This window comes from Pseudomonas sp. RC10-4-2, assembly GCF_050433085.1.
Classification (GTDB): domain Bacteria; phylum Pseudomonadota; class Gammaproteobacteria; order Pseudomonadales; family Pseudomonadaceae; genus Pseudomonas; species Pseudomonas aeruginosa.
Genome location: NZ_JBNPXX010000005.1, coordinates 494,690 through 517,068, shown reverse-complemented (window position 1 = coordinate 517,068; position 22,379 = coordinate 494,690). Strand labels below are relative to the sequence as shown.

The 22,379-nt window shown below is 66.6% G+C and carries 22 protein-coding genes and 1 pseudogene; 16 read left to right on the top strand and 7 right to left on the bottom strand.

The window, feature by feature from the left end; translation table 11 throughout:
- A pseudogene (phzA, locus tag FHW81_RS23715) lies at positions 1–257 on the bottom strand (phenazine biosynthesis protein PhzA); the annotation flags it as partial.
- 481 nt (positions 258–738) lie between these two features.
- A complete protein-coding gene (gene qscR, locus FHW81_RS23710) occupies positions 739–1,452 on the bottom strand; it encodes a quorum-sensing transcriptional repressor QscR (protein ID WP_003118960.1) in 714 nt (237 codons plus the stop codon).
- 761 nt (positions 1,453–2,213) lie between these two features.
- On the opposite strand from qscR, the gene FHW81_RS23705 reads away from it, so the two are divergent.
- The 8 genes from FHW81_RS23705 to FHW81_RS23670 all read left to right on the top strand — a co-directional run bounded on the left by FHW81_RS23705 (position 2,214) and on the right by FHW81_RS23670 (position 10,376).
- Entirely contained in the window at positions 2,214–2,981 is a 768-nt protein-coding gene (locus FHW81_RS23705) for a sterol desaturase family protein (protein WP_003102692.1), read from the top strand.
- A 5-nt stretch (positions 2,982–2,986) separates the two neighbouring features.
- Positions 2,987–4,156, top strand: coding sequence for a hypothetical protein (locus FHW81_RS23700; protein WP_003088150.1), 1,170 nt, complete (start codon positions 2,987–2,989; stop codon positions 4,154–4,156).
- An 18-nt stretch (positions 4,157–4,174) separates the two neighbouring features.
- On the top strand, positions 4,175–5,449 hold the full coding sequence (locus tag FHW81_RS23695) for a fatty acid desaturase (protein WP_003102695.1): 1,275 nt from the start codon (positions 4,175–4,177) through the stop codon (positions 5,447–5,449).
- A gap of 16 nt (positions 5,450–5,465) precedes the next feature.
- Complete coding sequence (locus tag FHW81_RS23690) at positions 5,466–6,089, top strand: 2OG-Fe(II) oxygenase (protein WP_003102697.1); 624 nt, start codon at positions 5,466–5,468, stop codon at positions 6,087–6,089.
- Positions 6,090–6,114: 25 nt separating this feature from the next.
- A complete protein-coding gene (locus FHW81_RS23685; protein ID WP_023090611.1) occupies positions 6,115–8,544 on the top strand; it encodes a penicillin acylase family protein in 2,430 nt (809 codons plus the stop codon).
- Positions 8,541–9,278: a hypothetical protein gene (locus FHW81_RS23680; protein ID WP_003088145.1), complete on the top strand. Its 738-nt coding sequence runs from the start codon at positions 8,541–8,543 to the stop codon at positions 9,276–9,278. The genes FHW81_RS23685 and FHW81_RS23680 overlap by 4 nt, the downstream gene beginning before the upstream one ends.
- A complete protein-coding gene (locus FHW81_RS23675; protein WP_003088144.1) occupies positions 9,275–9,664 on the top strand; it encodes a hypothetical protein in 390 nt (129 codons plus the stop codon). The genes FHW81_RS23680 and FHW81_RS23675 overlap by 4 nt, the downstream gene beginning before the upstream one ends.
- An 88-nt stretch (positions 9,665–9,752) precedes the next feature.
- Positions 9,753–10,376, top strand: coding sequence for a glutathione S-transferase family protein (locus tag FHW81_RS23670; RefSeq protein WP_003088140.1), 624 nt, complete (start codon positions 9,753–9,755; stop codon positions 10,374–10,376).
- 13 nt (positions 10,377–10,389) lie between these two features.
- Here the strand turns inward: FHW81_RS23670 and FHW81_RS23665 are convergent, their stop codons facing one another.
- Positions 10,390–10,776 (bottom strand): hypothetical protein, encoded by a 387-nt coding sequence (locus FHW81_RS23665; RefSeq protein ID WP_003115740.1) that lies wholly within the window; start codon positions 10,774–10,776, stop codon positions 10,390–10,392.
- 165 nt (positions 10,777–10,941) lie between these two features.
- Here FHW81_RS23665 and FHW81_RS23660 point away from each other — a divergent pair, with 165 nt between their 5' ends.
- The 3 genes from FHW81_RS23660 (at position 10,942) to FHW81_RS23650 (ending at position 13,664) form a co-directional block, all read left to right on the top strand.
- Entirely contained in the window at positions 10,942–11,229 is a 288-nt protein-coding gene (locus tag FHW81_RS23660; RefSeq protein WP_003088136.1) for a hypothetical protein, read from the top strand.
- Positions 11,230–11,602: 373 nt separating this feature from the next.
- Positions 11,603–13,012: an alpha/beta fold hydrolase gene (locus FHW81_RS23655; RefSeq protein ID WP_019726109.1), complete on the top strand. Its 1,410-nt coding sequence runs from the start codon at positions 11,603–11,605 to the stop codon at positions 13,010–13,012.
- Positions 12,996–13,664 carry a hypothetical protein gene (locus FHW81_RS23650; RefSeq protein WP_019726108.1) on the top strand — a complete coding sequence of 223 codons (669 nt, stop codon included), beginning with the start codon at positions 12,996–12,998 and terminating at the stop codon, positions 13,662–13,664. Before FHW81_RS23655 ends, FHW81_RS23650 begins: the two co-directional genes overlap by 17 nt.
- A gap of 3 nt (positions 13,665–13,667) precedes the next feature.
- On the opposite strand, the gene FHW81_RS23645 is transcribed toward FHW81_RS23650, so the two are convergent.
- The gene (locus FHW81_RS23645) at positions 13,668–16,031 is read right to left on the bottom strand and encodes a DNA polymerase II (protein ID WP_003122806.1); all 2,364 of its coding nucleotides are present in this window, start codon (positions 16,029–16,031) and stop codon (positions 13,668–13,670) included.
- Positions 16,032–16,099: 68 nt separating this feature from the next.
- Positions 16,100–16,633: a GNAT family N-acetyltransferase gene (locus tag FHW81_RS23640; RefSeq protein WP_003102722.1), complete on the bottom strand. Its 534-nt coding sequence runs from the start codon at positions 16,631–16,633 to the stop codon at positions 16,100–16,102.
- Between the two features lie 85 nt (positions 16,634–16,718).
- On the opposite strand from FHW81_RS23640, the gene FHW81_RS23635 reads away from it, so the two are divergent.
- Positions 16,719–17,270 carry a helix-turn-helix domain-containing protein gene (locus tag FHW81_RS23635; RefSeq protein WP_003450159.1) on the top strand — a complete coding sequence of 184 codons (552 nt, stop codon included), beginning with the start codon at positions 16,719–16,721 and terminating at the stop codon, positions 17,268–17,270.
- Here FHW81_RS23635 and ndhC read toward each other — a convergent pair.
- Positions 17,267–17,665, bottom strand: a complete 399-nt coding sequence (gene ndhC / locus FHW81_RS23630) for an NADH-quinone oxidoreductase subunit A (RefSeq protein WP_003088123.1) — start codon at positions 17,663–17,665, stop codon at positions 17,267–17,269. The two genes, FHW81_RS23635 and ndhC, sit on opposite strands and share 4 nt — an antisense overlap.
- A 12-nt stretch (positions 17,666–17,677) precedes the next feature.
- Entirely contained in the window at positions 17,678–18,001 is a 324-nt protein-coding gene (locus FHW81_RS23625) for a DMT family transporter (RefSeq protein ID WP_003102734.1), read from the bottom strand.
- A gap of 330 nt (positions 18,002–18,331) precedes the next feature.
- Between FHW81_RS23625 and FHW81_RS23620 the strand changes: the two genes are divergently transcribed.
- From FHW81_RS23620 to FHW81_RS23605, 4 genes are all read left to right on the top strand, one after another.
- A complete protein-coding gene (locus FHW81_RS23620) occupies positions 18,332–18,793 on the top strand; it encodes a (2Fe-2S)-binding protein (RefSeq protein WP_003102736.1) in 462 nt (153 codons plus the stop codon).
- A gap of 4 nt (positions 18,794–18,797) precedes the next feature.
- A complete protein-coding gene (locus tag FHW81_RS23615) occupies positions 18,798–20,993 on the top strand; it encodes a xanthine dehydrogenase family protein molybdopterin-binding subunit (protein ID WP_003122807.1) in 2,196 nt (731 codons plus the stop codon).
- Between the two features lie 157 nt (positions 20,994–21,150).
- On the top strand, positions 21,151–21,705 hold the full coding sequence (locus FHW81_RS23610) for a helix-turn-helix domain-containing protein (RefSeq protein ID WP_003088112.1): 555 nt from the start codon (positions 21,151–21,153) through the stop codon (positions 21,703–21,705).
- Positions 21,706–21,793: 88 nt separating this feature from the next.
- A complete protein-coding gene (locus FHW81_RS23605) occupies positions 21,794–22,372 on the top strand; it encodes an HD domain-containing protein (protein WP_003114949.1) in 579 nt (192 codons plus the stop codon).
- The last annotated feature ends 7 nt before the right edge of the window (positions 22,373–22,379 follow it).

Sequence of the window (22,379 nt, the reverse complement as noted above, 5' to 3'; positions counted from 1 at the left end):
ACGTTGTGCCACTCCCAGTCGGGGAAGCAGCGCTCGAGCCACTCGGCGAGCCGCCTGAGGCTCTCATGGCCCCGGAAAACCAGGGGTTCGCCGCTTTCCGTGGTCCAGTTGCCGGCGCAGCCGTCCTCGACGAACAGGCTGTGCCGCTGCAACCGTTCGGCCCCCTTCATGCGCATGTAGTGCTCGACCGTGGCACGGTTGCGCCGACGCAATTCCAGGTTGTCGGTAAACCCTTTCAACCGTTGGTACTCTCGCATGGTGCGAATCTCCGCCAGTTCGAATCGACTGGCATCCATACCGGAAAGAAGACATCGGGATGACAGGCCGGAGAAATTGCCGTGAAGCTTTTTCCGGGCAAAAGTTGCCCGCTTCGGAGCGTCTCCAAAGTTTCAACTAATGCCGAATTGCCATGACCGAATGTTTCGCCTGAAACCCAGTTGTAACCAGATTTGACAGGGGACAAACTTATAAACGCTTTTTTGCAATAGCCATAACCCCTTAAAAATTACAGGTGTGGGGCATCGATTCCGTTCTATTCTTTGGCCGGTTTGCCAAGCGCCCGGAAAGTTGCACTAGCGTGCCGGACAACAGGAGGACGGGCGCAATGGCGAAGGGGGCAGCGGGGAAACGCTGCCGGTGGGAAGGCTGCGCTCAGGCGACCGGCGCAAACGCTATCCGGCCATTCGGTGAATGGCCGGACGCTTGCGCGGCGGCCTCGCTAGGCGACGAGGCGTCGATTCAGTTGAGCAGGCCGATGGCGTAAGCCTTCATGGTGGCCTCCGCCTTGTTGCTGGAGTTGAGCTTGCGCATCGCATTGACGATATGGAACTTCACCGTGCGCTGGTCGATCGACAGGATCAGGCCGATCTCGCCGTAGGTCTTGCCCACCGCGGTCCACTTGAGCATCTCGGTTTCCCTGGCGGTCAGGCGCACATTGCTTTCCGGGACGATGCGCGGCGCCAGCAGGTCGCCGAAGGTAGCCTGCAGCATGCTGGTGATCCAGAGCAGGAAGGATTCCTTCTCCAGGATTTCCGTGGCGGCGATGCTCTCGCTGGAACGCACCAGGGACAGCATGCTGATCAGCCCGTACTTGCCGCGGACCGGGATCGACCAGCCGTGACGGATGCCGTGATGCAGCGCTTCCTCCCAGAAGAAACGGTTCTCCTGGAAGTCTTCGCCATTCCAGATCAGCGGGGTGTATTCCAGAAGACCATGGCGCACGATCGGGTCGATGGATGTGTAGTCTTCGGAGATATATCTGCTTTTCCATTCCCCTGGGTAATTGGACAGGAAATGATATTTAGGCGCGGTCAGCGGGAAAGGCGCCCGCGCACCGAATGAAAAGAATTCGAATCCATAATTACCGCATATCTCGAGAACCAGGGAGAAGAACTCTTCCTCGGTTGTTATTCTTGACAAAATCTCGAGATATCCCTCTCTCTCATCATGCATGCCAGCTTCACCAGTCAACAATCGATCCCGGCAGGATTCGGTTCTTCAGCGTTTTTATTCTTTTTTGTTTCCGTCTTATCCACTCATGACAATTCCCTTTATCAAGCCGGACCTGGAAGTACATATCGCCACCGGCCCTGTGCGGGTGTTCCGGACGAGGTCTAGCCCATTCGCCGCCCGCCGGGCGACGACGAAACGAGGCTGAAGAGAACTTCTCGATGAGCACGGACACGAGGCGCCGCGCAGGAACTGCGCTGGGCTGGAGGGGACGGCGCCCCGGATCTTTGCGGAAACCGTAGAACGGCTCTCCGATGGGCCTCACGGCGGTCTTTCTCATTGTTCTTCTCGCACGCTCCATCGTCGTCGGGAGAGCCTCCCGACAACAAACCTTGGCCCATGGCGGGCCTCGTCGACGAGGCTCCCCGGGGACCAGAAATGGCAACTACATACTTCCCCCCCTATCTCTCCGCAGATACCTGCCCGGAAGGGCAGGTTGTCCCTGCCGGGCTGTGACAATTTAATTCGACCAGGCATTTCATTGTCCGTGCCGATTTTCACGAAGCGCATTCTGAGGCAATTAAAAAGAGCGCTCCATTCGACCATGGACAAGCTATCCACGCCTGACCGAGATCGCCTTCCGAATATAGCGAAGCGATAACCGCAGCCTGCCGAGAAGTGCTTCAGACAATAAACAGGACGCTGGCCTTTCGTATCGATGAAAGTTCCGCATGGCGTCCGCCCCTAAGGAAGAGGAGATAAATATGATTTATTACTTGATCGGAGTGGCGCTATTCATCTTCATGCTGGAACAGTTGGTTCCCGGCTGGAAATTGCCCAAGGTGAGCACCTGGGTGGCCCGGGTGATCTTCCTCAACATCGTCCAGGTGTCGATCGCCCTGCTCGCCGGCATCACCTGGAACAAATGGATGATGGGGCACAGCCTGCTGCACACCTCGGATGCCCTGCCACCACTGCTGGCCGGCTTCGCCGCCTACTTCGTCAACACCTTCGTCACCTACTGGTGGCATCGCGCGCGCCACGCCAACGACACGCTCTGGCGGCTGTTCCACCAGTTGCACCACGCGCCGCAACGCATCGAGGTATTCACCTCCTTCTACAAGCATCCGACCGAGATGGTCTTCAACTCGCTGCTGGGCAGCTTCGTCGCCTACGTGGTGATGGGCATCAGCATCGAGGCCGGCGCCTACTACATCATGTTCGCCGCGCTCGGCGAGATGTTCTACCACTCGAACCTGCGCACCCCGCACGTCCTCGGCTACCTGTTCCAGCGCCCGGAGATGCACCGCATCCACCACCAGCGCGACCGCCACGAGTGCAACTACAGCGACTTCCCGATCTGGGACATGTTGTTCGGCACCTACGAGAACCCCCGCCGCATCGACGAGCCGCAGGGCTTCGCCGGCGACAAGGAGCAGCAGTTCGTCGACATGCTGCTGTTCCGCGACGTGCACAGCCTCCCCGGAAAAACCCAGCCCGCTCCCGTCCTGGTCAAGCCCGACGTCAGGTGAACGCCATGATTCCAGACATCGATTCCCGTCTCAGCCGGAACATATTGAAATCCATCTCGTATGGCCTCCCCCTCGCCGAAGTGGTCCCCGACCATACCTATGCGCAACTGGAAACGCGCCTCGGCGAACTGAAACGCAGGTATCTGGAGCTGCGCATCTCCCACGGCGCGCGCGAGCTGCCGTTCAGCAACTACCTGTTCTACCTGATCCTCCAGTCGCGCCACCAGGAATTCGACTTCAAGCTGCGCCAGGGCAACTCGGTGGTCACCAACATCCACCGATTCAAGAGCAAGGGACGCATCCCGTCCCTGACCACCCTGCTCCTGGCCGATGCGGTCAACGCCAAGAGCGAGCTGGAGCTCAAGCATCCGGACATCCCGCAGCTCGACCGCCACGCTCGCGACATCGAGCGCTGGCTGGCCGCCGGCAACGTCATGCCGCCCAGCGAGCGGGCCCTGCGCGGCCTGGTTGAGGCGCTGGAGCGCGCCGCTGGCGAAGGCCGTCCGTTGCACCTGGTGAGCGCGGTATGCCCGGACTACTCGCACTCCAGCGATGCCGAGGGCAAGCCGCGCTACACCTTCGAGCGAGTCGGCGACCAGCCCGGCCTGGCCGGCGCCAAGCTGGTCAGCGCCGGCCAGGCGGTGGCGGAGCTGGCCAGGGCGCGCCAGGTGGAAATCCGCCACGCGATCCTCGGCGGCGAGTTCGAGTACCTATCGTTCAACCGCAACCCCGCCACCGGCGAGACCCGCGAGGGTTTCCTCGGCAAGGTCGAGCGCCAGCTCGAGCGGATCGCCGGGGCCCTGCCCTGCCCGGCCGCGACCTGCTCGTTCTTCGAGATGTGCGGCGGCGAGGACGGCTGGCACCGGGCCCACGGCGAGATCGTCCAGCGCCTGGAACAGGGCGACTACGGCCAGACCGGGCTGGACTACCCGGCCCTGGAATCGATCTTCCTGTCGCGCCTGCCGCTCTACGAGAAATGGTTCGCCAGCCAGTCGCGCGAGCAGATCTGGGCCAGCTTCGTCTCCCAGGCCGCCGAGTACGCATTGATGGGAAAACTCTTCGGCGAGCGCTTCGACAACTTCGTCGTGCTGGCCGTCGATCACTACCGGATGGAGCCGTTCTACTCGTTCTTCGCGACCGTCCCGACGCTCTACATCCGAACCGACTACCTGTAACGAGGGAGCGCCTGCGCCATGCAAGATGAACTGTTCAAGACCCGATACTCCAAGTACGGATACGGCATCGACGTGCGCCGTACCTACAAGGACCTGCCCTGCCAGCCGTTCTGGACCTGGGTCACCGGCAAGTCGCTGAACGACCGCCCGCCGCGACGGCCGAAAGACACCCTGCTCAAGCCCTGGCAGCTCTACCTGCACATCAGTTGGGGCTACGCGGTGTTCTTCCTCGCGGTGATCTACGGCCAGCAACTGCTCGCCTCGCAGCAGCCACTGTGGCTGAAGTGCCTGTTGGGCGCGCTGATCATGTGCCTGGTGGTCAACCGCCAGCGTGGCTTCCTCCATACCTTCCACTACACCACCCATGGCGCCAGCCTGGAGAACAAGGCGCTGGCCCGCTTCACCTGCAAGTGGATCCTGTCGATCCCGATCCTGCACACCCCGCGCGACGAGTACGTGAAGCTGCACGTGAACGAACACCACAGCGTGCGCACCTTCAATACCGAGCACGACGTCGACCTGGTCTTCATGAAACAGCACGGCTTCTACAAGGGCATGTCCGAGAGCGCCTTCTGGACCCGCCTGGTGCTCGCGCCCTTCCATCCGGCGCGGATCCTCGAGCACCTGAAGTTCCGTTTCGACGTCAGCTTCGTCTCCGCCCCGCGCCACGAGCGCGTCAGCCGGGCGCTCTACTGGGCTGCGCTGCTCGGCCTGGTGTACGCCAGCGGCTACCTGGAGGCGTTCGCGCTGTTCTACCTGTTCCCGATCTTCATCCTCACCCAGTACTCGTCGTGGATCCAGCACGTCTCCGAGCACCTCTGGTTCGCCCGCAACGAGCACGGCCTGCCGCGCTTCCTGCACTACGGCTCGCTGAGCTGGGGACGCTTCCTCGGCCGCCCCTACCCGGCCGACAAGCAGGGCCTGGCCTTCGCCCTGGCGTTCGTTCGCTGGAGCCTGGGCGTGCTGCTGATCGACATCCCGCTGCGGGTGTTCTCCTTCATGCAGGACCTGCCCAGCCACGACTTCCACCATCGCAAGCCGGGAGTGAACTTCTGGCGCATCGCGCCGGAGCGCGCGGCCAACGAGGCGCGCCCCTCGAAGTTCGGCCCGATGACCGAGACCTGGGGCATGTGGGAGAACTTCCTGATCCTGCGCGACCACCTCTGCCGCGGCCAGTCGGACCCGTTCGGAATCGTCGACTGGTACCGCGAGAACCATGCCCGGCTCGCTCCGGAGACCGATGCCGCCAACCAGCCCCACACCAACCAACCCGCATCCCAGGCTACCGCCTGATCACACAGGAAACCCCATGAATACTCAGATTGCCCAGATCACCCAGAGCCTGGCAGCCAACGGCTGCGCCTATATCACCCCCAGCGACGCGCTCTACGACGAGCAGGACTGGGAACTGATGAACCAGGTCCTGGCCAACTCGACCCTGCCGTGGGAGAAGATCCTGATCGGCGACGCCGACGAGGAGAACGACCTCTACGTGGCCCGTTTCATGACCGACCGCGACCGTCCCACGGTGGTCAACCATGCGCTGTCGGAGCTGATCATCCCGCGCGTCTGCAACGACAACGTGATGAGCCTGTTCCGCAAGCTGATGGGCGACGACGCCTTCTACGTCCGGCGCATGCAGGTGAACCGGATGAAGGCCGGCTCATTCATCGGCCGGCACCTGGATACCGACAGCAACCCGGACTACCAGTACTCCATCGTCCTGCAGCTCGGCACCTACTTCTCCGGCGGCCAGTTCGTGGTCTACGACCGCGACGGCAACCTGCGCAACGACATCAAGCCGGAGCCGCGCTCGGTGATCATCAGCGACTGCAGCTATCCCCACGAGGTCCAGCAGGTGACCGCCGGCGAGCGCGTCTCGCTGGTGTTCTTCGTCAGTCGCCATGCGGACCGGAACCGGCGGGTCTATTGACCCGTCGGCGTGGAGACTCGAAGCGATGTCGAAGAACGCACGTTACGCCTGGCGCCTGTCCCTCGGCGGCCTGCTGCTGGGGCTACTGGCCTGCGCGGTCTACCTGCTGGCCGTCCCGCTGGGCTTCAAGTACGGCGAGATCCAGGTCGGCCATGGCCTGGAACACGAGGGGCGGATCGCCTGGGACGCCGCCGGCGTCCCGCATATCCGCGCGCAGAGCCTGGAGGACGGCTATTTCCTGCTCGGCTACAGCCACGCCAGGGATCGCCTGTGGCAGATGGAGTTCGCCCGCCGCTATGCCGGCGGGACGCTCTCCGAAGTGTTCGGCGTCAAGACCCTGCCGATGGACAGGTTCGCCCGCACCCTGGGCTTCCGACGCACCGCCGAGGGCATCTACGCCAACCTGGACGCGCCCACGCGCGTCCTGCTGCAACGCTACAGCGACGGGATCAACGCCTATCTGGAGCTGGCCCCGGCGGCGCTGCCGCTGGAATTCAGCCTGGTGCGCCACGAACGGCCGGGGCCCTGGGGGCCGGTGGACAGCCTGTCCCTGCACCTGCTCTATTCCTGGACCCTGAGCGCCAACCTGGGCATGCAGTTGCAGCGCCTGGCGCTGGCCGAGCACCTGGACCTGGCGCGGATCAACGAGGTGTTCGCCCCCTATCCGGGCGAGCGGCCGCCGGCCACCCGCGACTACGCCAGCCTGTACCGCTCCCTGCACGGCACGCCGGACGCCGGCAAGCTGCTGGGGCAACTGCCCGGTTCCAACGTCGAGGGCATCGGTTCGAACAACTGGGTGGTCTCCGCCAGCCGCAGCGCCACCGGCAAGCCGCTGCTGGCCAACGATCCGCACCTGCGCCTGACCAACCCGGCGGCCTTCTACCTGGCCAGCCTGAAGATCCCCGGCCTGAGCCTCACCGGCGCCAACTTCGCCGGCGCCCCGCTGTTCGTCATCGGCCATAACCAGCGCATCGCCTGGGGCTACACCAATACCGGCTCGCACATCCAGGACGCCTACCTGGAGCGCGTCGATCCCCAGGACCCGCGGCGCTACCTGACCCCGGACGGCTACCGGCCCTTCGAGACGCGCCTGGAACGCATCGCCGTGCGCGACGGCGAGACGGTCTCGCTGGAGGTCCGCAGCACCCGCCACGGCCCGGTGATCAGCGACATCTACGAACCGGCGCGGCTGCCGCAGGCGCAGCGCGACCGGCTGGTGATCGCCCTCGCCTGGACCGGCCTCGACCGTCACGACAAGACCTTCCCGAGCCTGCTGGCGATCAACCGGGCCGAAGGCTGGGAACAGTTCCTCGACGCCGCCGCCGACTTCGGCGTACCGCCGCAGAACATGGTCTATGCCGACATCGAGGGCAACATCGGCTACGTCTCCGCCGGTCGCGTACCGCTCCGCGGCGCCGACGACGACCTCCATGGCCTGGCCCCCTCGCCCGGCTGGGAGAGCCGCTACGACTGGGTCGGCTACGTTCCGGAAAGCGCCAAGCCACGCAGCCTCAACCCCCGCGAAGGGTTCATCGCCACGGCGAACCAGCGCATCGTGCCGCCCGACAATGCCTTCGACTTCGGCCACGACTGGGTCCTGCCCTACCGCTACGAACGCATCCGCGAGTGGCTCGGCGGCCCCGGCCAGCGCACCCTGGAAGACAGCCTGGAGTTGCAGAACGACGAGTTCTCCAGCGTGATGGCGAGCCTGTTGCCGAAGATGCTGGAGCAGGTCAGCGACCCCGAACTGCGCGCCAGCGAGGCCTTCGCCCTGCTCCAGGGCTGGAACCACCAGGCCGCCGCCGACCTGGCCGCGCCACTGATCGCCGGCTACTGGGTACGCGCCTTCACCCGCGAGCTGCTGCAACCGAGGATCGGCACGCAGTTGCTGGCCAGCGGCTGGAACCAGCGCAACTACGACGGATTCCTCCGGCTGATCCTCGACGGCCAGGCCGACCTGCGCTTCTGGTGCGGCCAGGAACAAGGCTGCGACCTCAAGCTGAACCAGTCGCTGCGCCGCGCCCTCGACGAACTGCGAGCCGCCCACGGAAGCGCGCCGAGCGGCTGGAAGTGGGGCGAGGCGCACGCCGCCCTCGCCGAGCACGTGCCCTTCCACAAGACCCCGTTGCGCGCGCTGTTCGACCTGAAGAACAACAAGGGCGGCGACAACTTCAGCGTCAACGTCGGGCGCTTCGACTACAGCGACCCGGCCAACCCGTTCCACACACGGATCGCCGCGACCCTGCGGATGGTCATCGACCTGGCGGACTTCGACAACTCGCGCTACGCGCTGTCCACCCGCAATTCCGGCCTGCCGTTCGACGGCGCCACCGACCTCAACGAACTCTGGGCCCGCGGCGCGTACATCCGTATCGCCGACGACGCCCCCGACGCGACGGACCGCCAGTTGGTCCTGCGCCCTTCAGCCCCTTCCTCCGGCGAGCCACGACCATGACCAGCGATCCGCAGAAAAACGCCTTCGACCTCGACTACTCCAGCCGCGAACGGCAGTTCCCCGAGGGCTTCAAGCGCAAGATAGTCGCCGACCTGCAAGAAGGAATGCCGCAGTTCGACGTGCTGCAATACTTCGGCAACCAGCCGGATATCTTCGAGACCTACGACCACCTGGTATTGGCGACCGACCCGGAGGGCGAACGGATCATTGGCATCCTGGGCGCGAAGGACTTCGTCCGCGGCTCGACGCGCTTCCTCTACCTGTGGACGGCGATGGTGGTCGACCGCTACCACCGCACCAGCCTGTTCAAGCGGATCAACCAGTTCTTCCTGCGCCAGGTCAGCGAGCGCAACGGCGGGCTGCCGCCACTGATCGTGGCGAAGACCTACAACCCGGTGGTCTACAACATGTTCCGCGCCCTCAGCGCGCGGATCCCGGGAGCGACGCTGTACCCGGACCTGGAAGCGCCGCGCCAGAGCCCGGACATGGTCGACCTGGCCCTCGACGTGGTCGGCACGCTGTCCGCCAACCTGCGCCTGGATGCGGAAACCGGCCTGATACCCGGCGGGCAACGCAGCGTCGCCCCGGATTTCTTCCCGCGCATGGCGATGTCCAGCCACGCCAGGACCAACGACCACTTCGTCGCCCACGTCGGCAGCAGCGACCAGATCCTCTGCATGGTCCGCCTCGCGCCCGGTGCCGAACCCTACGTGCAGCAGAGGATCATCCGGTGAGCGGACTCGCGCAGCGCTCCGACGACCCGTGGCTGGCGGCGCTGCCGGCCGCGGTGCTCTACGGCGCCTGGGCGGCCTATGCCAACCAGGACGGCGGCCTGGCCGGGATGGGCGTCGCCGCCCTGCTCCAGGGCGCCGCGAGTCTCCTGGCGACGCGCTTCGGCCTGTACCTGTTGCAATGTCTCGGCCGCCGCCACGGCCTTGCGCAACGCCAGGCGCCCCTGCTGGTGGTGCTCCTGCTGACCGCGCCGATGGCCGCGCTGCACTGGCTCTCGGGCACGCCGCATCCATTGGCGAGCGTGGCGCCATCGTTCGTCATCGGCTGGCTCTACTTCGCCCTCTGGGCGCGCCGCCGCCCGGGTCGCCGGCAAGCCAGCGGCGCCTAGCCGGCGCCCCCGCTCGAGCCGTTCCCCGTCGGCGGGATCGGCCCGTATACTCGGAGCCTTCCTATCCGCCCAAGGACGCGCCATCGCCATGCTGGAGATTCTCGGAAAGGCCTCTTCGATCAACGTGCGCAAGGTGCTCTGGACCTGCGCCGAACTGGACCTGCCCTACCGCCGCGAAGACTGGGGCAGCGGCTTCCGCGACACCCACGCGGCGGAATTCCTCGCCCTCAACCCGAACGCCATGGTGCCGGTGCTGCGCGACGGCGAACTGGTGCTCTGGGAATCCAACAGCATCATCCGCTACCTGGCCAACCGCTATGCCGGCGAACGCCTCTATCCGCAGCAGGCGGCGCCGCGCGCGCGGGTCGACCAGTGGCTGGACTGGCAGGCCTCCGACCTCAACCGCTCGTGGAGCTATGCCTTCATGAGCCTGGTCCGGCAGTCGCCGGCGCACCGCGACGCGGCCCAGGTGGAGGCTTCGTTGCGCGGCTGGACGGGCTTCATGGAAATCCTCGAGGGACAACTGCTACGCACCGGCGCCTATGTCGCCGGCGAGACCTTCAGCCTGGCCGACATCGCCATCGGCCTGTCGGTCAACCGCTGGTACGAGACGCCGTTCGAGCATCCGTCGCTGCCAGCGGTGCGCGCCTATTACGAGCGCCTCGGCGCCCGTCCCGGCTTCCTCGCCCACGGCCGCAACGGCGTACCCTGAGCGAGGCGCGCGATCACTGGCCGAGCGCCTTGTTCAGGCGCTGCGCCAGGGCGGTGGTGTTGGCGCCGGCGGTATCCAGCAGCAGGTAGTCGTAGTCGGACTTGGCCACCGGGGCGATGCGGTATTGCAGGACGCCCTCGACCACCTGCTGGCCGGCCGGCACGCTGAGGGTGCCGACGCAGGACAGCACGCCGCTGTCGGGATCCTTCTCGAGGATCGCCACGTCGCGCAGCGCGCTGTCCTTGAACTCCGGCGAGCGCTCGGTGATCGCGCCCTGGAGGAAGATCCGCATCAGTTGGTCTTTCACGTCCGGCGAGGCACAGGCCTCGGCCTCCTTCTTCGCGCAGGCGCTCAACAGCAGCGCGGCGCCTAATACAGCGAGCACGGGTAGCTTCATCATCCCCTCGGGGGTTGGTTGGTGATGCGCAGTTGGACTGCGCCGCCGGCGAATGATTCCCAGGCCCCGCGCGGCGCCTACCGCAGCCAGCACTGGCCAGCCGGCGCGTCTGCCAGTAGTCTGTCCGCCGCGCTGGCGACGCCGGCCCCACGCCAACTGGAGCAAGACATGTACCGAGACACCGTGACCCTCACCGTCAGCGCCGAGCAACGCGGCCGCGAAAGCGAGGCCGTGGACAACCCGAACGTCGCCATCGGCCTGGAAAGCGTCGAGCCGGGCGTGCTCAAGCTGCACTTCGAAGGCCAACTGGACGCCCCGGAGAACGCTACCCACATCTGCTTCAGCCTGACCATCGGCCTCACCTACTACGGCCCGATCCTCGACGGCGCGGCCAGCGAGAACGGCGGCTGGATGACCTTCGAAAGCGACATGCTCGACCCGGCGCAACTGGCCTGATCGACTCTCCTTCGCAGCCATCCACCATGCGGAAGGCTGCGAAGTGGCACTTTGACACCCATCCCCCGGCGGTCTATAGACAGTTGCAGAACAGACACGGAAGTGGTGGTTCAGCATGTCAACGTCTTCGACAGTTCGCCCCACGACGAGCCTTTCCGGGATATCCCAGGCCCGCTTCCAGGGGACCCGGACACACGCCTCCCCAGCCTTTCGCGGGACGACTTCTCCGCCTGCGCTCTCCCATCCCCCATGACAGCACCCGGCCGGCGACACGGGCACCGACAGCGCCAGAGCGTACCGACCGGCCTGCGTAACGGGTAGCGACCGGTCGAGTTCTGGCGCGCCGGAAAAGAATCTCCACGCGGGAATCGTCATGAAAATACTCGCCCTTCTCGCAGCCTGCCTGCTGGCAGGCTGCGCCGCCAACGCCCCGCTGCGCGATGACAGCGAATCGACCTGCGCCGACATGCGGCCTTGCAGCGACAGCTACTACGAACGCCATCCGAACTACGAGATCGGCTTCGTCGAATACAGCGAGCGCGGCAACGACTTCGCGCCTGCCAGAACGCAACGCCTGATCGACCAGCTAAAGCGCTACTCCGCCCGGGAGGACATCGCCATGGTGGTGTTCATTCACGGTTGGAAGCACAACGCGGGACGGGACGACGGCAACGTCGCCAGCTTCAACAAGGCACTCGCCAATCTCGCCTCCTCCGGGGTGCTGGGCAAACGCAGGCTGGTCGGCCTCTATGTTGGCTGGCGGGGCAAGTCGATGCATGGCCTGTATAGCGAGAACCTGACCTACTGGGACAGGAAGGCCGTCGCCGAGGAAGTCGGCCGGGGTGGCGTCGCCGAGTTGCTCGCCCAGTTGGAACGGATCGATCGCAAGGACAGGAACTATCTGGTGATCGTCGGCCACAGCTTCGGCGGCGCAATCACCCTCGGCGCACTTCACGACCCGTTGCTCGAACGCCTGCTGGCTCTCCAGGACGGTCAGCGGATACGCGCCTTCGGCGACGCGGTAATCATGCTGAATCCGGCGATAGAGGCCAATCAGGGCCTGCTGCTCAAGGAGAACAGCCTCAAGGTCGGCGCCCTGGGAACCCAGCCGCCGCCGCTGCTGTACGTCATCAGTTCGCACGGCGACAGCGCCACCCACTTCGCCTTCCCGCTCGGCCAATGGGTCGGCGTCAACCTCACCTGGAGCCAGGTGGACCTGGACAGGACCTACAACGGAACCCGCTATCGCCTCCGGGAAGAAGACCTGGATACCACCGCCCTCGGCAACTACAGCCTGTATCGGACCGCCCTGCTGATCGACCGCGAGTGCCCGCTGCCGGATGGCAGCGACAACTGCGCGCCAAGACCGCCCGAACCACGGGTGATCGACGACACCGATATCGGCAAATGGCGCTTCAGGAGCTTCTGCAGCGCGGACGGCGCCAACGCCGATCCGGCGCTGCCGCGCATGCCCTGCTACAGCAACGAGCCGGTCAACTTCATCTACACCTCGCAGTCCTTCATCGCCGACCACAACGATATCTTCAACGACCAGGTGATCGCCTTCATGGCCACCGCCGTCAGCAAGGCCATCTACGAACGTACGGCTGGCGCCTCCTACTACCGGGAGTGCCACGACCCGGTGCGGAAGAACTTCTCGTTCGGCAAGTGCTTCGACTTCCACTACCTCAAAGCCACGGCCATGCACCGGCGGCTGCAACGGCAACTCTCGGAACCCGGCACCCGCAGCGAACAGGACGTCCTCTATGAAAACCCTCTCTAGCCTGCTCCTGATCGGCTTCGCCGTCCTTCTGCTCGCCCCGCGGATGGCGCCCGCCGCCAGCGCCGCCGAAGACAAGGCCACCTATTGCGGCTCCGGCTTCACCCAGTATCTGGTTCCGGACGACGTCGCGGGCTGCTCGCTCAGCGAGGCCTGCCGCCTGCACGATATCTGCTACGGCCGCTGCGACAAGGACGGCGACCTCTACGGCAGCGCCTACTGCGCGCAAAGCGAAAAGTCCGAAGCCCGCAACATGAGCAAGCAGCAGTGCGACGCCAGGCTGCAGGCCGACATCGCCGCACAGAACGGCAACAGCCGCCTGTGCCGCGCGGTGGGAGGCGTCTACCGGGTATTCGTGAAGCACCTGGGGCAAGGTCCGTTCAATGGCCGGGAGGCACTGGACATCTACCTGAAGGTCATGCAATCGGCGCCCAGCGCAGCCGACGCCGACGCCCGCCTCGAAGCCATCCATCAGCTACAGAAGCAGGGCCTGACCGACGCCAAGGAAATCCGTTACGACGCCGAGCGTATCGTCATCCCACTCAACAGGCCCGTGGAATCGCCGTTGACCAACGGCTCGGACACTCTCGTCCTGCCGCGCAACCTCGACCGGGAACGGCTGCGCCAGCTGGACCAGCGGCTCATCCGCCAATGAGCCTCAGAATAGTGCCATCTGCCGGTCGACCAAAGTGGCGAAATCATCGCCGACGAACGGCAGGATGGCGTCGGCCACCGGCTGCAACTGCTTGCCCACGTAGTGCTCGTAGTCGATGGCCGAACGCCGCGCCTCGAGCGGCTCGGGACCGGCGACGCTGATCACGTAGCTGATCCAGCCGCCGCTCTGGTACTGCCGCGGGCGCCCGCGCTCGAGGTTGTAGTCGTCGGCGATGCGCGCCGCGCGCACATGCGGCGGCACGTTGCGCTGGTAATCGTCGAGGCGCCGGCGCAGGCGCTTGCGGTAGACCAGCAGGTCGTCCAGCTCGCCGGCCAGGGTCCGTCGTACGTAATCGCGCACGTAGTCCTGGTAGGGCTGGCGATTGAAGATGCGCAGGTAGAGTTCCTGCTGGAAGCGCTGGGCCAGCGGCGACCAGTCGGTGCGCACGGTCTCCAGGCCCTTGAAGACCATCTCCTCGCCACCGTCGGCGCGGCGCACCAGGCCGGCGTAGCGTTTCTTGCTGCCCTCCTCGGCGCCGCGCACGGTGGGCATGAGAAAACGCCGGTAATGGGTCTCGAATTGCAGCTCGAGGGCGCTGTCGAGGCCGAATTCTTCTTTCAGGTGCTCGCGCCACCAGTCGTTGACCCGCGCCACCAGCGCCCGGCCGATGGCCGCGGCCTCCTCCTCGGCGCGGGGGCTGCCGAGCCAGACGAAGGTGGAGTCGGTATCGCCATAGATCACCGTATAGCCCTCGGCCTCGATCAGCTCGCGGGTACGGCGCATGATCCGATGCCCGCGCAGGGTGATGGACGAGGCCAGGCGCGGGTCGAAGAAGCGGCAGCCGCTGGAACCCAGCACCCCGTAGAAGGCGTTCATGATGATCTTCAACGCCTGCGAGAGCGGCTGGTTGCGTTCGCGCTTGGCCGCCTCGCGGCCCTCCCAGACCCGTGCGACGATGGCCGGCAGGCAATGCCGGGTACGCGAGAAGCGGGCGCCGCGAAAGCCTTCCACCGAGTGCTCGTCGTCCGGCTGGCGCAGGCCTTCCACCAGGCCGACCGGGTCGATCAGGAAGGTACGGATGATCGACGGATACAGGCTCTTGTAGTCGAGCACCAGCACCGATTCGTAGAGGCCCGGCCGCGAGTCCATGACGAAGCCGCCGGGACTGGCTTCCGGACGCTTCTCGCCGAGGTTCGGGGCGACGAAGCCGGCGCGGTGCATCAACGGCATGTACAGGTGGGTGAAGGCCGCCACCGAGCCGCCGCTGCGGTCCGCCGGCAGGCCGGTGACGGTGGCCCGTTCGAGGAGGAAGTCGAGCAGTTCGGTACGGGCGAAGATCCGCGTCACCAATTCGCAGTCCTTCAGGTTGTAGTGCGCGAGGGCCGGCTTGTCCTCGGCGAACATGCGATCGATCTCGTCCATCCGCTGGTACGGATTGTCGATCGCCTTGCCTTCGCCGAGCAGGGTCCGGGCGACGTTCTCCAGGCTGAACGAGGGGAAGCTCCAGGTCGCCGAGCGCAGCGCCTCGATGCCATCGATGATCAGGCGGCCGGCCGCCGCGGCGAAAAAGTGGTTGTTGCGGCTGCCGTGCTCGCGCCAGCCCATTTCGTCGCCGCCACGCCCCAGGCGCAGCGGCACCTTCAGGCGCTGGGCATGCTCATGCAGGACGCGCAGGTCGAACTGCACCAGGTTCCAGCCGATGATGGCGTCGGGGTCGTGCTCGGCCAGCCACTGGTTGAGACGTTCCAGCAGCCCGGCACGGCTGTCGCAATAGTCGAGGCGGAAATCCACGGCCGCGGCATCGCCGTTGGCCGGGCCGAGCATGTATACCTGGCGCTGGCCGCAGCCTTCCAGGGCGATGGAGTAGAGATCGCCGCGGGCGTTGGTCTCGATGTCCAGCGACACCAGGCGCAGGCGCGGGCGATAGTCCGGAGCCGGCTTCAGGCGCCGGGCGAGCAGGCTGCCGTCAGCCTCGACACTCGCCTCCAGGCTGACCGGCGCGGTGATGAAGCGCTCCATCAGGTAGCGCTCCGGCGGCCGGATATCGGCCTCGAACACCTCGACGCCGGCCTGGCGCAAGCGTTTCTCCAGATTCATCAGTTGGCGATGCTGCTGGCAGTACAGGCCGAGCACCGGCCGCTGCTGGAAGTCGCGCAGCGCCAGCGGCCGCAGCTCGGCGCCAGTCTCCCCGGCGAGCAGGGACTCGACGCGCCCGCGCTGCTCGGCGAGGACGAACGCCACCGACGGCTGCGGCGGCAGCCGCACCTGCCGCGGGCCCTGCTCGGTCGCCAGCCAGAACGCGACTTCCGTGCCGGCCGGCGTATCGCGCCAGTGCCGGGTCAGGACGAACCCTTGCAGTAACTCCACCATCGACCCCGAATCTCTCGCATCCGCCGATTCTACCCGGCCTGCCTTGGGAACGCCGGCATCTTCGGTCAGCCGGCAGCAGCCAGGCGCTTGTAGAAATAGGTGGTGGGACAGGGCGTGCCGTCCGGCATCAGGGCGTAGTCCGGGATTTCCCCGACCCGTGTCCAGCCGGTCTTCAGGTACAGCCGTTCGGCGGCGCTGCCGCTGACCGTATCCAGCACCAGCAGGGACTTGCCGCAGGCCCGGGCGAGCCGGTCCAGCTCGCCCATCAGCGCCTCGCCGATGCCGCGCCGACGCGCACGCCGGTGCACCAGCATCTTCGCCACGTCGGCGCGGTGCGGCTGGTTCGGCGGTTGGTCGAGGAGCAGTTGCACGGTACCGACGATCCGCCCCTCCGCTTCCGCCACCAGCAGCAGGCGTTCATCGCCCGCCACGCTCTCGCCGACGCCGCGCCAGAAAGCCAGCGCCCGCTCCCGCGGCAACGGCCACATGAAGCTGACCGAAGCCCCGCCTTCCACGCAGTCCAGCAGTACCTCGGCCAGTTCGTCCAGGCGCGCCAGGATCTCCTCGCCAGCCAGGCGGCGAATCGTCGGTTCGGTCATCGCGGGCAAGCTCCAATGCAAGGTCGAATTTCCAATATATTGGACAGTGACTATCATGGACGAGAAAAATCCGCCAGGGCCACTCATGGATATCGACGAACTGATTGCCCGACGCCTAGCCGCCCTGCGCAAGGAGCGCGAGCTGACCCTCGCCCAACTGGCCGAACGCTGCGCGGTGAGCAAGGCGATGATCTCGCGCATCGAGCGCAACCAAAGCAGCCCCACCGCCAGCGTCCTCGGCCGTCTCGCCGGCGGCCTGGGGGTCGCCCTCTCCGAGCTGCTCGGCGACGCGCAGGCGCCGGCCGAACCGCTCTGCCGGCGCGCGCAGCAGGAAGTGTGGGAAGACCCGGCCAGCGGCTACCGCCGCCGCCAGGTCGGCGCTCTCGATCCGCGCAGCGGCTGCGAGATGGTGGAAGTGGAGATCCCGGCGAACGCCCGCCTCGACTATCCCCGCTGGGGCGGCCGGCCCTACCGGCAGCGCCTGTGGCTGGTCGAGGGTGCGCTGCGGGTGGATTACGGCGAGCAGTCGTTCCACCTGCAACGCGGCGACCGCCTGGACTTCGGCGTCGACCGCGCGGTGACCTTCGCCACCGCCGGGCAAGCCTGCCGCTACCTGCTGGTGATCCTCCACGACTAGTCGTGCGGCTTTTTCCGCCGGCGCTCCGGCGACCAGTCGAGGGCGCCGACCCGGTGCAGGTAGAACAGTCCGACCAGCAGCAGGGAGACGAACAGCGTCGCCTCGACGAAACCCGCCCAGCCATTCTCCCGCAGCGACACCGCCCAGAGGTAGAGGAACGGCATCTCGATGCCGAAGATCACGAACAGCATGGCGACCAACGCGTACTTGACCGAGAAGCGCAAGCGCGACGAGCCGGTGGAATCCACCCCCGACTCGAACGGCAGGTTCTTCGCCCGGCCATGCGATCGGCCGCCCAGCACCCGGCCCAACCCCAGCATGAGCAGGCAAAGGGCGAGCGCGCCGAAGAGGTAGGCGAGCAAGGCCCAGGTCGCGGGAGCGAAGGATGCGTACATGATGGTCGCCCCTCAGCCCTGACGGGTCGCCAGCTTGAGAATGACGATGCCGGCCACGATCAGCCCCACCGCCAGCAGCCGCAACGGGCTCGGGCTTTCGCCGAAGAGCAGGATGCCCAGGGCGAAGGCGCCGACCGCACCGATGCCGACCCAGATGGTGTAGGCCGTGCCGAGGGGCAGGGTTTTCATGGAAACGGCCAGCAGGCCGAAGCTGAGGATCATGAACAGCAGGGTGACCAGGCTTGGCCACAGGCGGGTGAAGCCGGCCGACTCCTTCATGGCCGTGGCCCAGACGATTTCGAAGACACCGGCGAGCAAGAGATAGATCCACGCCATTTTCAGCCTCTCTGCAGGGTCGTCCCCGCGCAATGAAAGAGGGAAAACGGGTCGTCCCGCTTCCGACTGAAAGTGCGTGCCGCCCGGGCGGGCGTCAGTCACCGACGGCAGCGATCCTAGCGCGTTGCCGATGGCGGGTGAACGCCTGCGCCGACGGAGTTGTTTCGCCGCGTTTCCGCGCCGTGCCCGCCGGGACGCTCGGCAGGATTGATCTAGACTTTCGCAGGATCGTGCAAGGCGTCCGTTTCGTCCTTCGCGCACACTTCGCCCGATGCATCCCTGCCTGATAAGAGATAACGCCCTGCCCGGGCCTTTCCGTGGAGAATCAGCATGCCCACCTCGCTCGTCCTGAACGGCAAGAACGTCACCCTCGACGTCGATCCCAACATGCCCCTGCTCTGGGCCATCCGGGAAAGCGCCGGCCTGCACGGCACCAAGTTCGGCTGCGGCATGGCCCAGTGCGGTGCCTGCACCGTGCAGCTGGACGGCACCGCGGTACGTTCCTGCGTGCTGCCGGTCTCCGCGGTCGCCGGCAAGCGCGTCACCACCATCGAGGGTATCCAGAGCAAGCCCGGCAAGGCCGTGCAGGACGCCTGGGTCAAGCTCCAGGTACCGCAGTGCGGCTACTGCCAGTCCGGCCAGATCATGTCCGCCACCGCGCTGCTGGAGCAGAACGCCAGCCCCAGCGACGCCGACATCGATGCCGCGATGAACGGCAACATCTGCCGCTGCGCCGCCTATGTGCGGATCCGCGCCGCCATCCACGAAGCCGCCGACACCCTGAAGGCCTGACGCCATGAACAGCAAGATCGATCTGAGCAACGCCCTGCCCGGCTCGCGCCGCGGCTTCCTCAAAGGCGCCGCGGTGGTCGGCCTGACCATCGGCTTCCAGTGGAGCGGAGCCCGGCGTGCCCTCGCCGCGGCCCTGCCGGACGCCGGCTTCGCGCCCAACGCCTTCCTGCGGATCGCCCCGGACGACAGTGTCACGGTGATCGCCAAGCACGTGGAGATGGGCCAGGGCGCCTATACCGGTATCGCCACCATCGTCGCCGAGGAACTCGACGCGGACTGGAGCAAGGTCCGCGTGGAAAGCGCGCCCGCCGACGCCAAGCGCTACGCCAACCTGGCCTTCGGCACCATGCAGGGCACCGGCGGCAGTTCGGCGATGGCCAACTCCTGGATGCAATTGCGCGAGGCCGGGGCCAAGGCGCGCGCGATGCTGGTCGAGGCCGCCGCCCGCCAGTGGCGAGTGCCGGCCACCGAACTGCGCACCCGCGACGGCTTCGTCGAACATCCGGCCAGCCAGCGCAAGGCCAGCTACGGTTCGCTGGCCGCTGCGGCGGCGGAACTGCCGGTGCCGGAAAAAGTGCAATTGAAGGATCCCAAGGACTTCCGCCTGATCGGTCACCAGGCGCCGCGCGTCGACGTTCCCGGCAAGACCGACGGCAGTGCGCAATTCACCCTCGACGTCAGCCTGCCCGGCATGCTGGTCGCCCTGCTCCAGCGCCCGCCGCTGTTCGGCGCCACGGTGAAATCGTTCGACGCCACGGCGACCAGGGCGATTCCGGGGGTGGTCGAGGTGGTCCAGGTGCCGCACGGCGTGGCGGTGGTCGCCAAGGGCTTCTGGGCGGCGAAGCAAGGCCGCGACGCGCTCAAGGTCGAGTGGGACGAGAGCAAGGCCGAGAAGCGTGGTTCCGAGGCGCTGATGGCGGAGTACCGCAAGCTCGCCGAGCAACCCGGCAAGCCCGCGCGCAGGGACGGCGACGCCGCCAAGGCGGTGGCCGGGGCGACCCGCAGGATCGCCGCCAGCTACGAGTTCCCGTTCCTCGCCCATGCGCCGATGGAGCCGCTGGACGCGGTGGTCAGGCTGACCGCCGACAGCTGCGAGATCTGGGCCGGCGACCAGTTCCAGACCGTCGACCAGGGCAACGCGGCGCGCACCGCCGGGCTGAAGCCGGAGCAGGTGAAGATCAATACGCTCTACGCCGGCGGCAGCTTCGGCCGGCGCGCCAACGCCTGGTCGGACTATATCGTCGAGGCGGTATCGATCGCCAAGGCGCTGGGCGCCAATGGCGTGCCGGTGAAGCTGCAATGGACCCGCGAGGACGACATCCACGGCGGTTTCTACCGGCCGATGTACTACCACCGGCTCGAAGCCGGGCTCGACGCCGACGGCAAGCTGGTCGGCTGGCAACATCGCATCGTCGGCCAGTCGATCCTGGAAGGCACGCCGTTCGCCGCGGTGATGGTCAAGGACGGCGTCGACGCCACCTCGGTGGAAGGCGCCGCCAACCTGCCCTATGCGGTGCCCAATGTCTCGGTCGAGCTGAGCACCACCCAGGTCGGCGTGCCGGTCCTGTGGTGGCGGGTGGTCGGCAGCTCGCACACGGTCTACGCGGTGGAGGCGTTCATCGACGAGGCGGCGCAGGCCGCCGGCAAGGACCCCTACCTGTTCCGCCGCGACCTGCTGGCAGAGCAGCCGCGCCTGCGCGGCGTGCTCGAACTGGCTGCGGAAAAGGCCGGCTGGGACCCGTCCAGGCCGCTGCCCGCCGGGCGCGGGCGCGGGATCGCGGTGACCGAGGCATTCAAGACCTTCGTCGCCCAGGTGGTCGAGGTCTCGGTGGACAAGGACGGCAAGCTGAAGGTCGAGCGGGTGGTCTGTGCGGTGGACTGTGGCATCCCGATCAACCCGGACGTGATCGCCGCGCAGATGGAGGGCGGCATCGGCTTCGGCCTCGGCGCGATCCTGCACAGCGCGATCACCCTGAAGGACGGCAAGGTCGAGCAGAACAACTTCGACGGCTACCAGGTGCTGCGGATCGCCGAGATGCCCAAGGTCGAAGTGCACATCGTGCCCTCCGGCGAAGCGCCCACCGGGGTCGGCGAACCCGGTGTGGCGCCCATCGGCCCGGCGCTGGCCAATGCGATCTTCGCCGCCACCGGGCAACGCCTGTACAACCTGCCCTTCCCCACCTCCTTCGCCAAGGCCTGAGCGAGACGCCCGCCGGCAGCTCCACGGCTGCCGGCGCGGCGCGGGCGGCCCTCCGAGGATCGCCGCCGACCATACGGGTCCCCCCGGTGTCGCGCCGATTTGCCTCCGCCCGGCGTCGGGCGCAGACTTCAGCGTCCATTCGCCCGCGTAGCCAAGCATGACCGAGCCTCTCCCTTCTTCGTCCCTGGGCCCCGCCCTGCGTCGCTGGCGCCTGCTGCACCGGGTCAAGCAAACGCATGCCGCCGAATTGCTCGGCGTGGCGCAATCGACCATCTCGCGCTGGGAGTCCGGTACCCAGGCGCTGCTGGTGGAGGAACGGGCACGCCTGGAGCGTCTGCTCGGCGCCCGCCTGGAAGCCGCCGCCGACCAGGCACTGGCCCGCCTGGTCGAGGCCAACCCGCAACCCGTGCACCTGATCTGCGACCTCACCCATCGCCTGTTGGCCTGTTCGCCGGCACGCGCCGCGCAATTCGGCGTGCCTCTCGGCGAACTGCTCGACCGTTCGCTGTGGCCCTATTGCAGCGAGGAAATCCTCCGCCAGGAAGCCACCCTCGAGGAACTCGGCTGGCGCGAACTGCTGGCACCGCCGGCGCTGGAGTTCGCCAGCGGAGCGAACGCCTCGGCCATCGTGCCGATCCGGCGCAGCCGTTGCCGCTGGACCCGCATGACCCTCTCGGACGGACGCGCGGTGCGCCTGGTGGAAACCCTCTGAACGTCGCCGCGGATATTTTATCCATGGACCTTCAGCACCGCCGCGCCTAGGCTTGCAGGCTCGTTTCACCGGTAGCGGAGCCCGCGCCATGTCCCTCGAACTGCTGAGCAACCGCCTCGAATTCCTCCGCGAAGCCGAACGCCTGAAAGACGTCCTGCGCTCCGCGCACACCTCCTCCGGCCGCCCGGAAAGCACCGCCGAACATAGCTGGCGGCTGTGCCTGATGGCACTGGCCTTCGAGGACCAACTGGCCGGCCTGGACCTCGGCAAGGTCCTGCGCATGTGCGTGGTCCACGACCTCGGCGAAGCGATCCACGGCGACATCCCCGCCGTCGAGCAGGCCGCGCACCCGGACAAAGGCGAACAGGAACGCGCCGACCTGTTGCAGCTGACCCGTCACCTCGACGCGCCGCTGCGCGACCGCCTGCTCGCCCTGTGGGACGAATACGAGCGCGGCGAGTCCGCCGAAGCCCTGGCAGTGAAGGCCCTGGACAAGCTGGAAACCCTGCTCCAGCACACCCAGGGCGACAATCCGGCGGACTTCGACTATGCCTTCAACCTCGACTACGGCCGTCGCTATACCGACCGCGCACCGCTGTTCAAGACCCTGCGCGAGCTACTCGACGCCAGGACCCGACAGCGCCTCGCAGTTCGGCGCGACGCCTAGCGTGCGC

Coding starts and splice junctions, on each gene's coding strand:
- qscR (WP_003118960.1), bottom strand. CDS start 1,452: ATGCATGATGAGAGAGAGGGATATCTCGAGATTTTGTCAAGAATAACA.
- FHW81_RS23705 (WP_003102692.1), top strand. CDS start 2,214: ATGATTTATTACTTGATCGGAGTGGCGCTATTCATCTTCATGCTGGAA.
- FHW81_RS23700 (WP_003088150.1), top strand. CDS start 2,987: ATGATTCCAGACATCGATTCCCGTCTCAGCCGGAACATATTGAAATCC.
- FHW81_RS23695 (WP_003102695.1), top strand. CDS start 4,175: ATGCAAGATGAACTGTTCAAGACCCGATACTCCAAGTACGGATACGGC.
- FHW81_RS23690 (WP_003102697.1), top strand. CDS start 5,466: ATGAATACTCAGATTGCCCAGATCACCCAGAGCCTGGCAGCCAACGGC.
- FHW81_RS23685 (WP_023090611.1), top strand. CDS start 6,115: ATGTCGAAGAACGCACGTTACGCCTGGCGCCTGTCCCTCGGCGGCCTG.
- FHW81_RS23680 (WP_003088145.1), top strand. CDS start 8,541: ATGACCAGCGATCCGCAGAAAAACGCCTTCGACCTCGACTACTCCAGC.
- FHW81_RS23670 (WP_003088140.1), top strand. CDS start 9,753: ATGCTGGAGATTCTCGGAAAGGCCTCTTCGATCAACGTGCGCAAGGTG.
- FHW81_RS23665 (WP_003115740.1), bottom strand. CDS start 10,776: ATGATGAAGCTACCCGTGCTCGCTGTATTAGGCGCCGCGCTGCTGTTG.
- FHW81_RS23660 (WP_003088136.1), top strand. CDS start 10,942: ATGTACCGAGACACCGTGACCCTCACCGTCAGCGCCGAGCAACGCGGC.
- FHW81_RS23655 (WP_019726109.1), top strand. CDS start 11,603: ATGAAAATACTCGCCCTTCTCGCAGCCTGCCTGCTGGCAGGCTGCGCC.
- FHW81_RS23650 (WP_019726108.1), top strand. CDS start 12,996: ATGAAAACCCTCTCTAGCCTGCTCCTGATCGGCTTCGCCGTCCTTCTG.
- FHW81_RS23640 (WP_003102722.1), bottom strand. CDS start 16,633: ATGACCGAACCGACGATTCGCCGCCTGGCTGGCGAGGAGATCCTGGCG.
- FHW81_RS23635 (WP_003450159.1), top strand. CDS start 16,719: ATGGATATCGACGAACTGATTGCCCGACGCCTAGCCGCCCTGCGCAAG.
- ndhC (WP_003088123.1), bottom strand. CDS start 17,665: ATGTACGCATCCTTCGCTCCCGCGACCTGGGCCTTGCTCGCCTACCTC.
- FHW81_RS23625 (WP_003102734.1), bottom strand. CDS start 18,001: ATGGCGTGGATCTATCTCTTGCTCGCCGGTGTCTTCGAAATCGTCTGG.
- FHW81_RS23620 (WP_003102736.1), top strand. CDS start 18,332: ATGCCCACCTCGCTCGTCCTGAACGGCAAGAACGTCACCCTCGACGTC.
- FHW81_RS23615 (WP_003122807.1), top strand. CDS start 18,798: ATGAACAGCAAGATCGATCTGAGCAACGCCCTGCCCGGCTCGCGCCGC.
- FHW81_RS23610 (WP_003088112.1), top strand. CDS start 21,151: ATGACCGAGCCTCTCCCTTCTTCGTCCCTGGGCCCCGCCCTGCGTCGC.
- FHW81_RS23605 (WP_003114949.1), top strand. CDS start 21,794: ATGTCCCTCGAACTGCTGAGCAACCGCCTCGAATTCCTCCGCGAAGCC.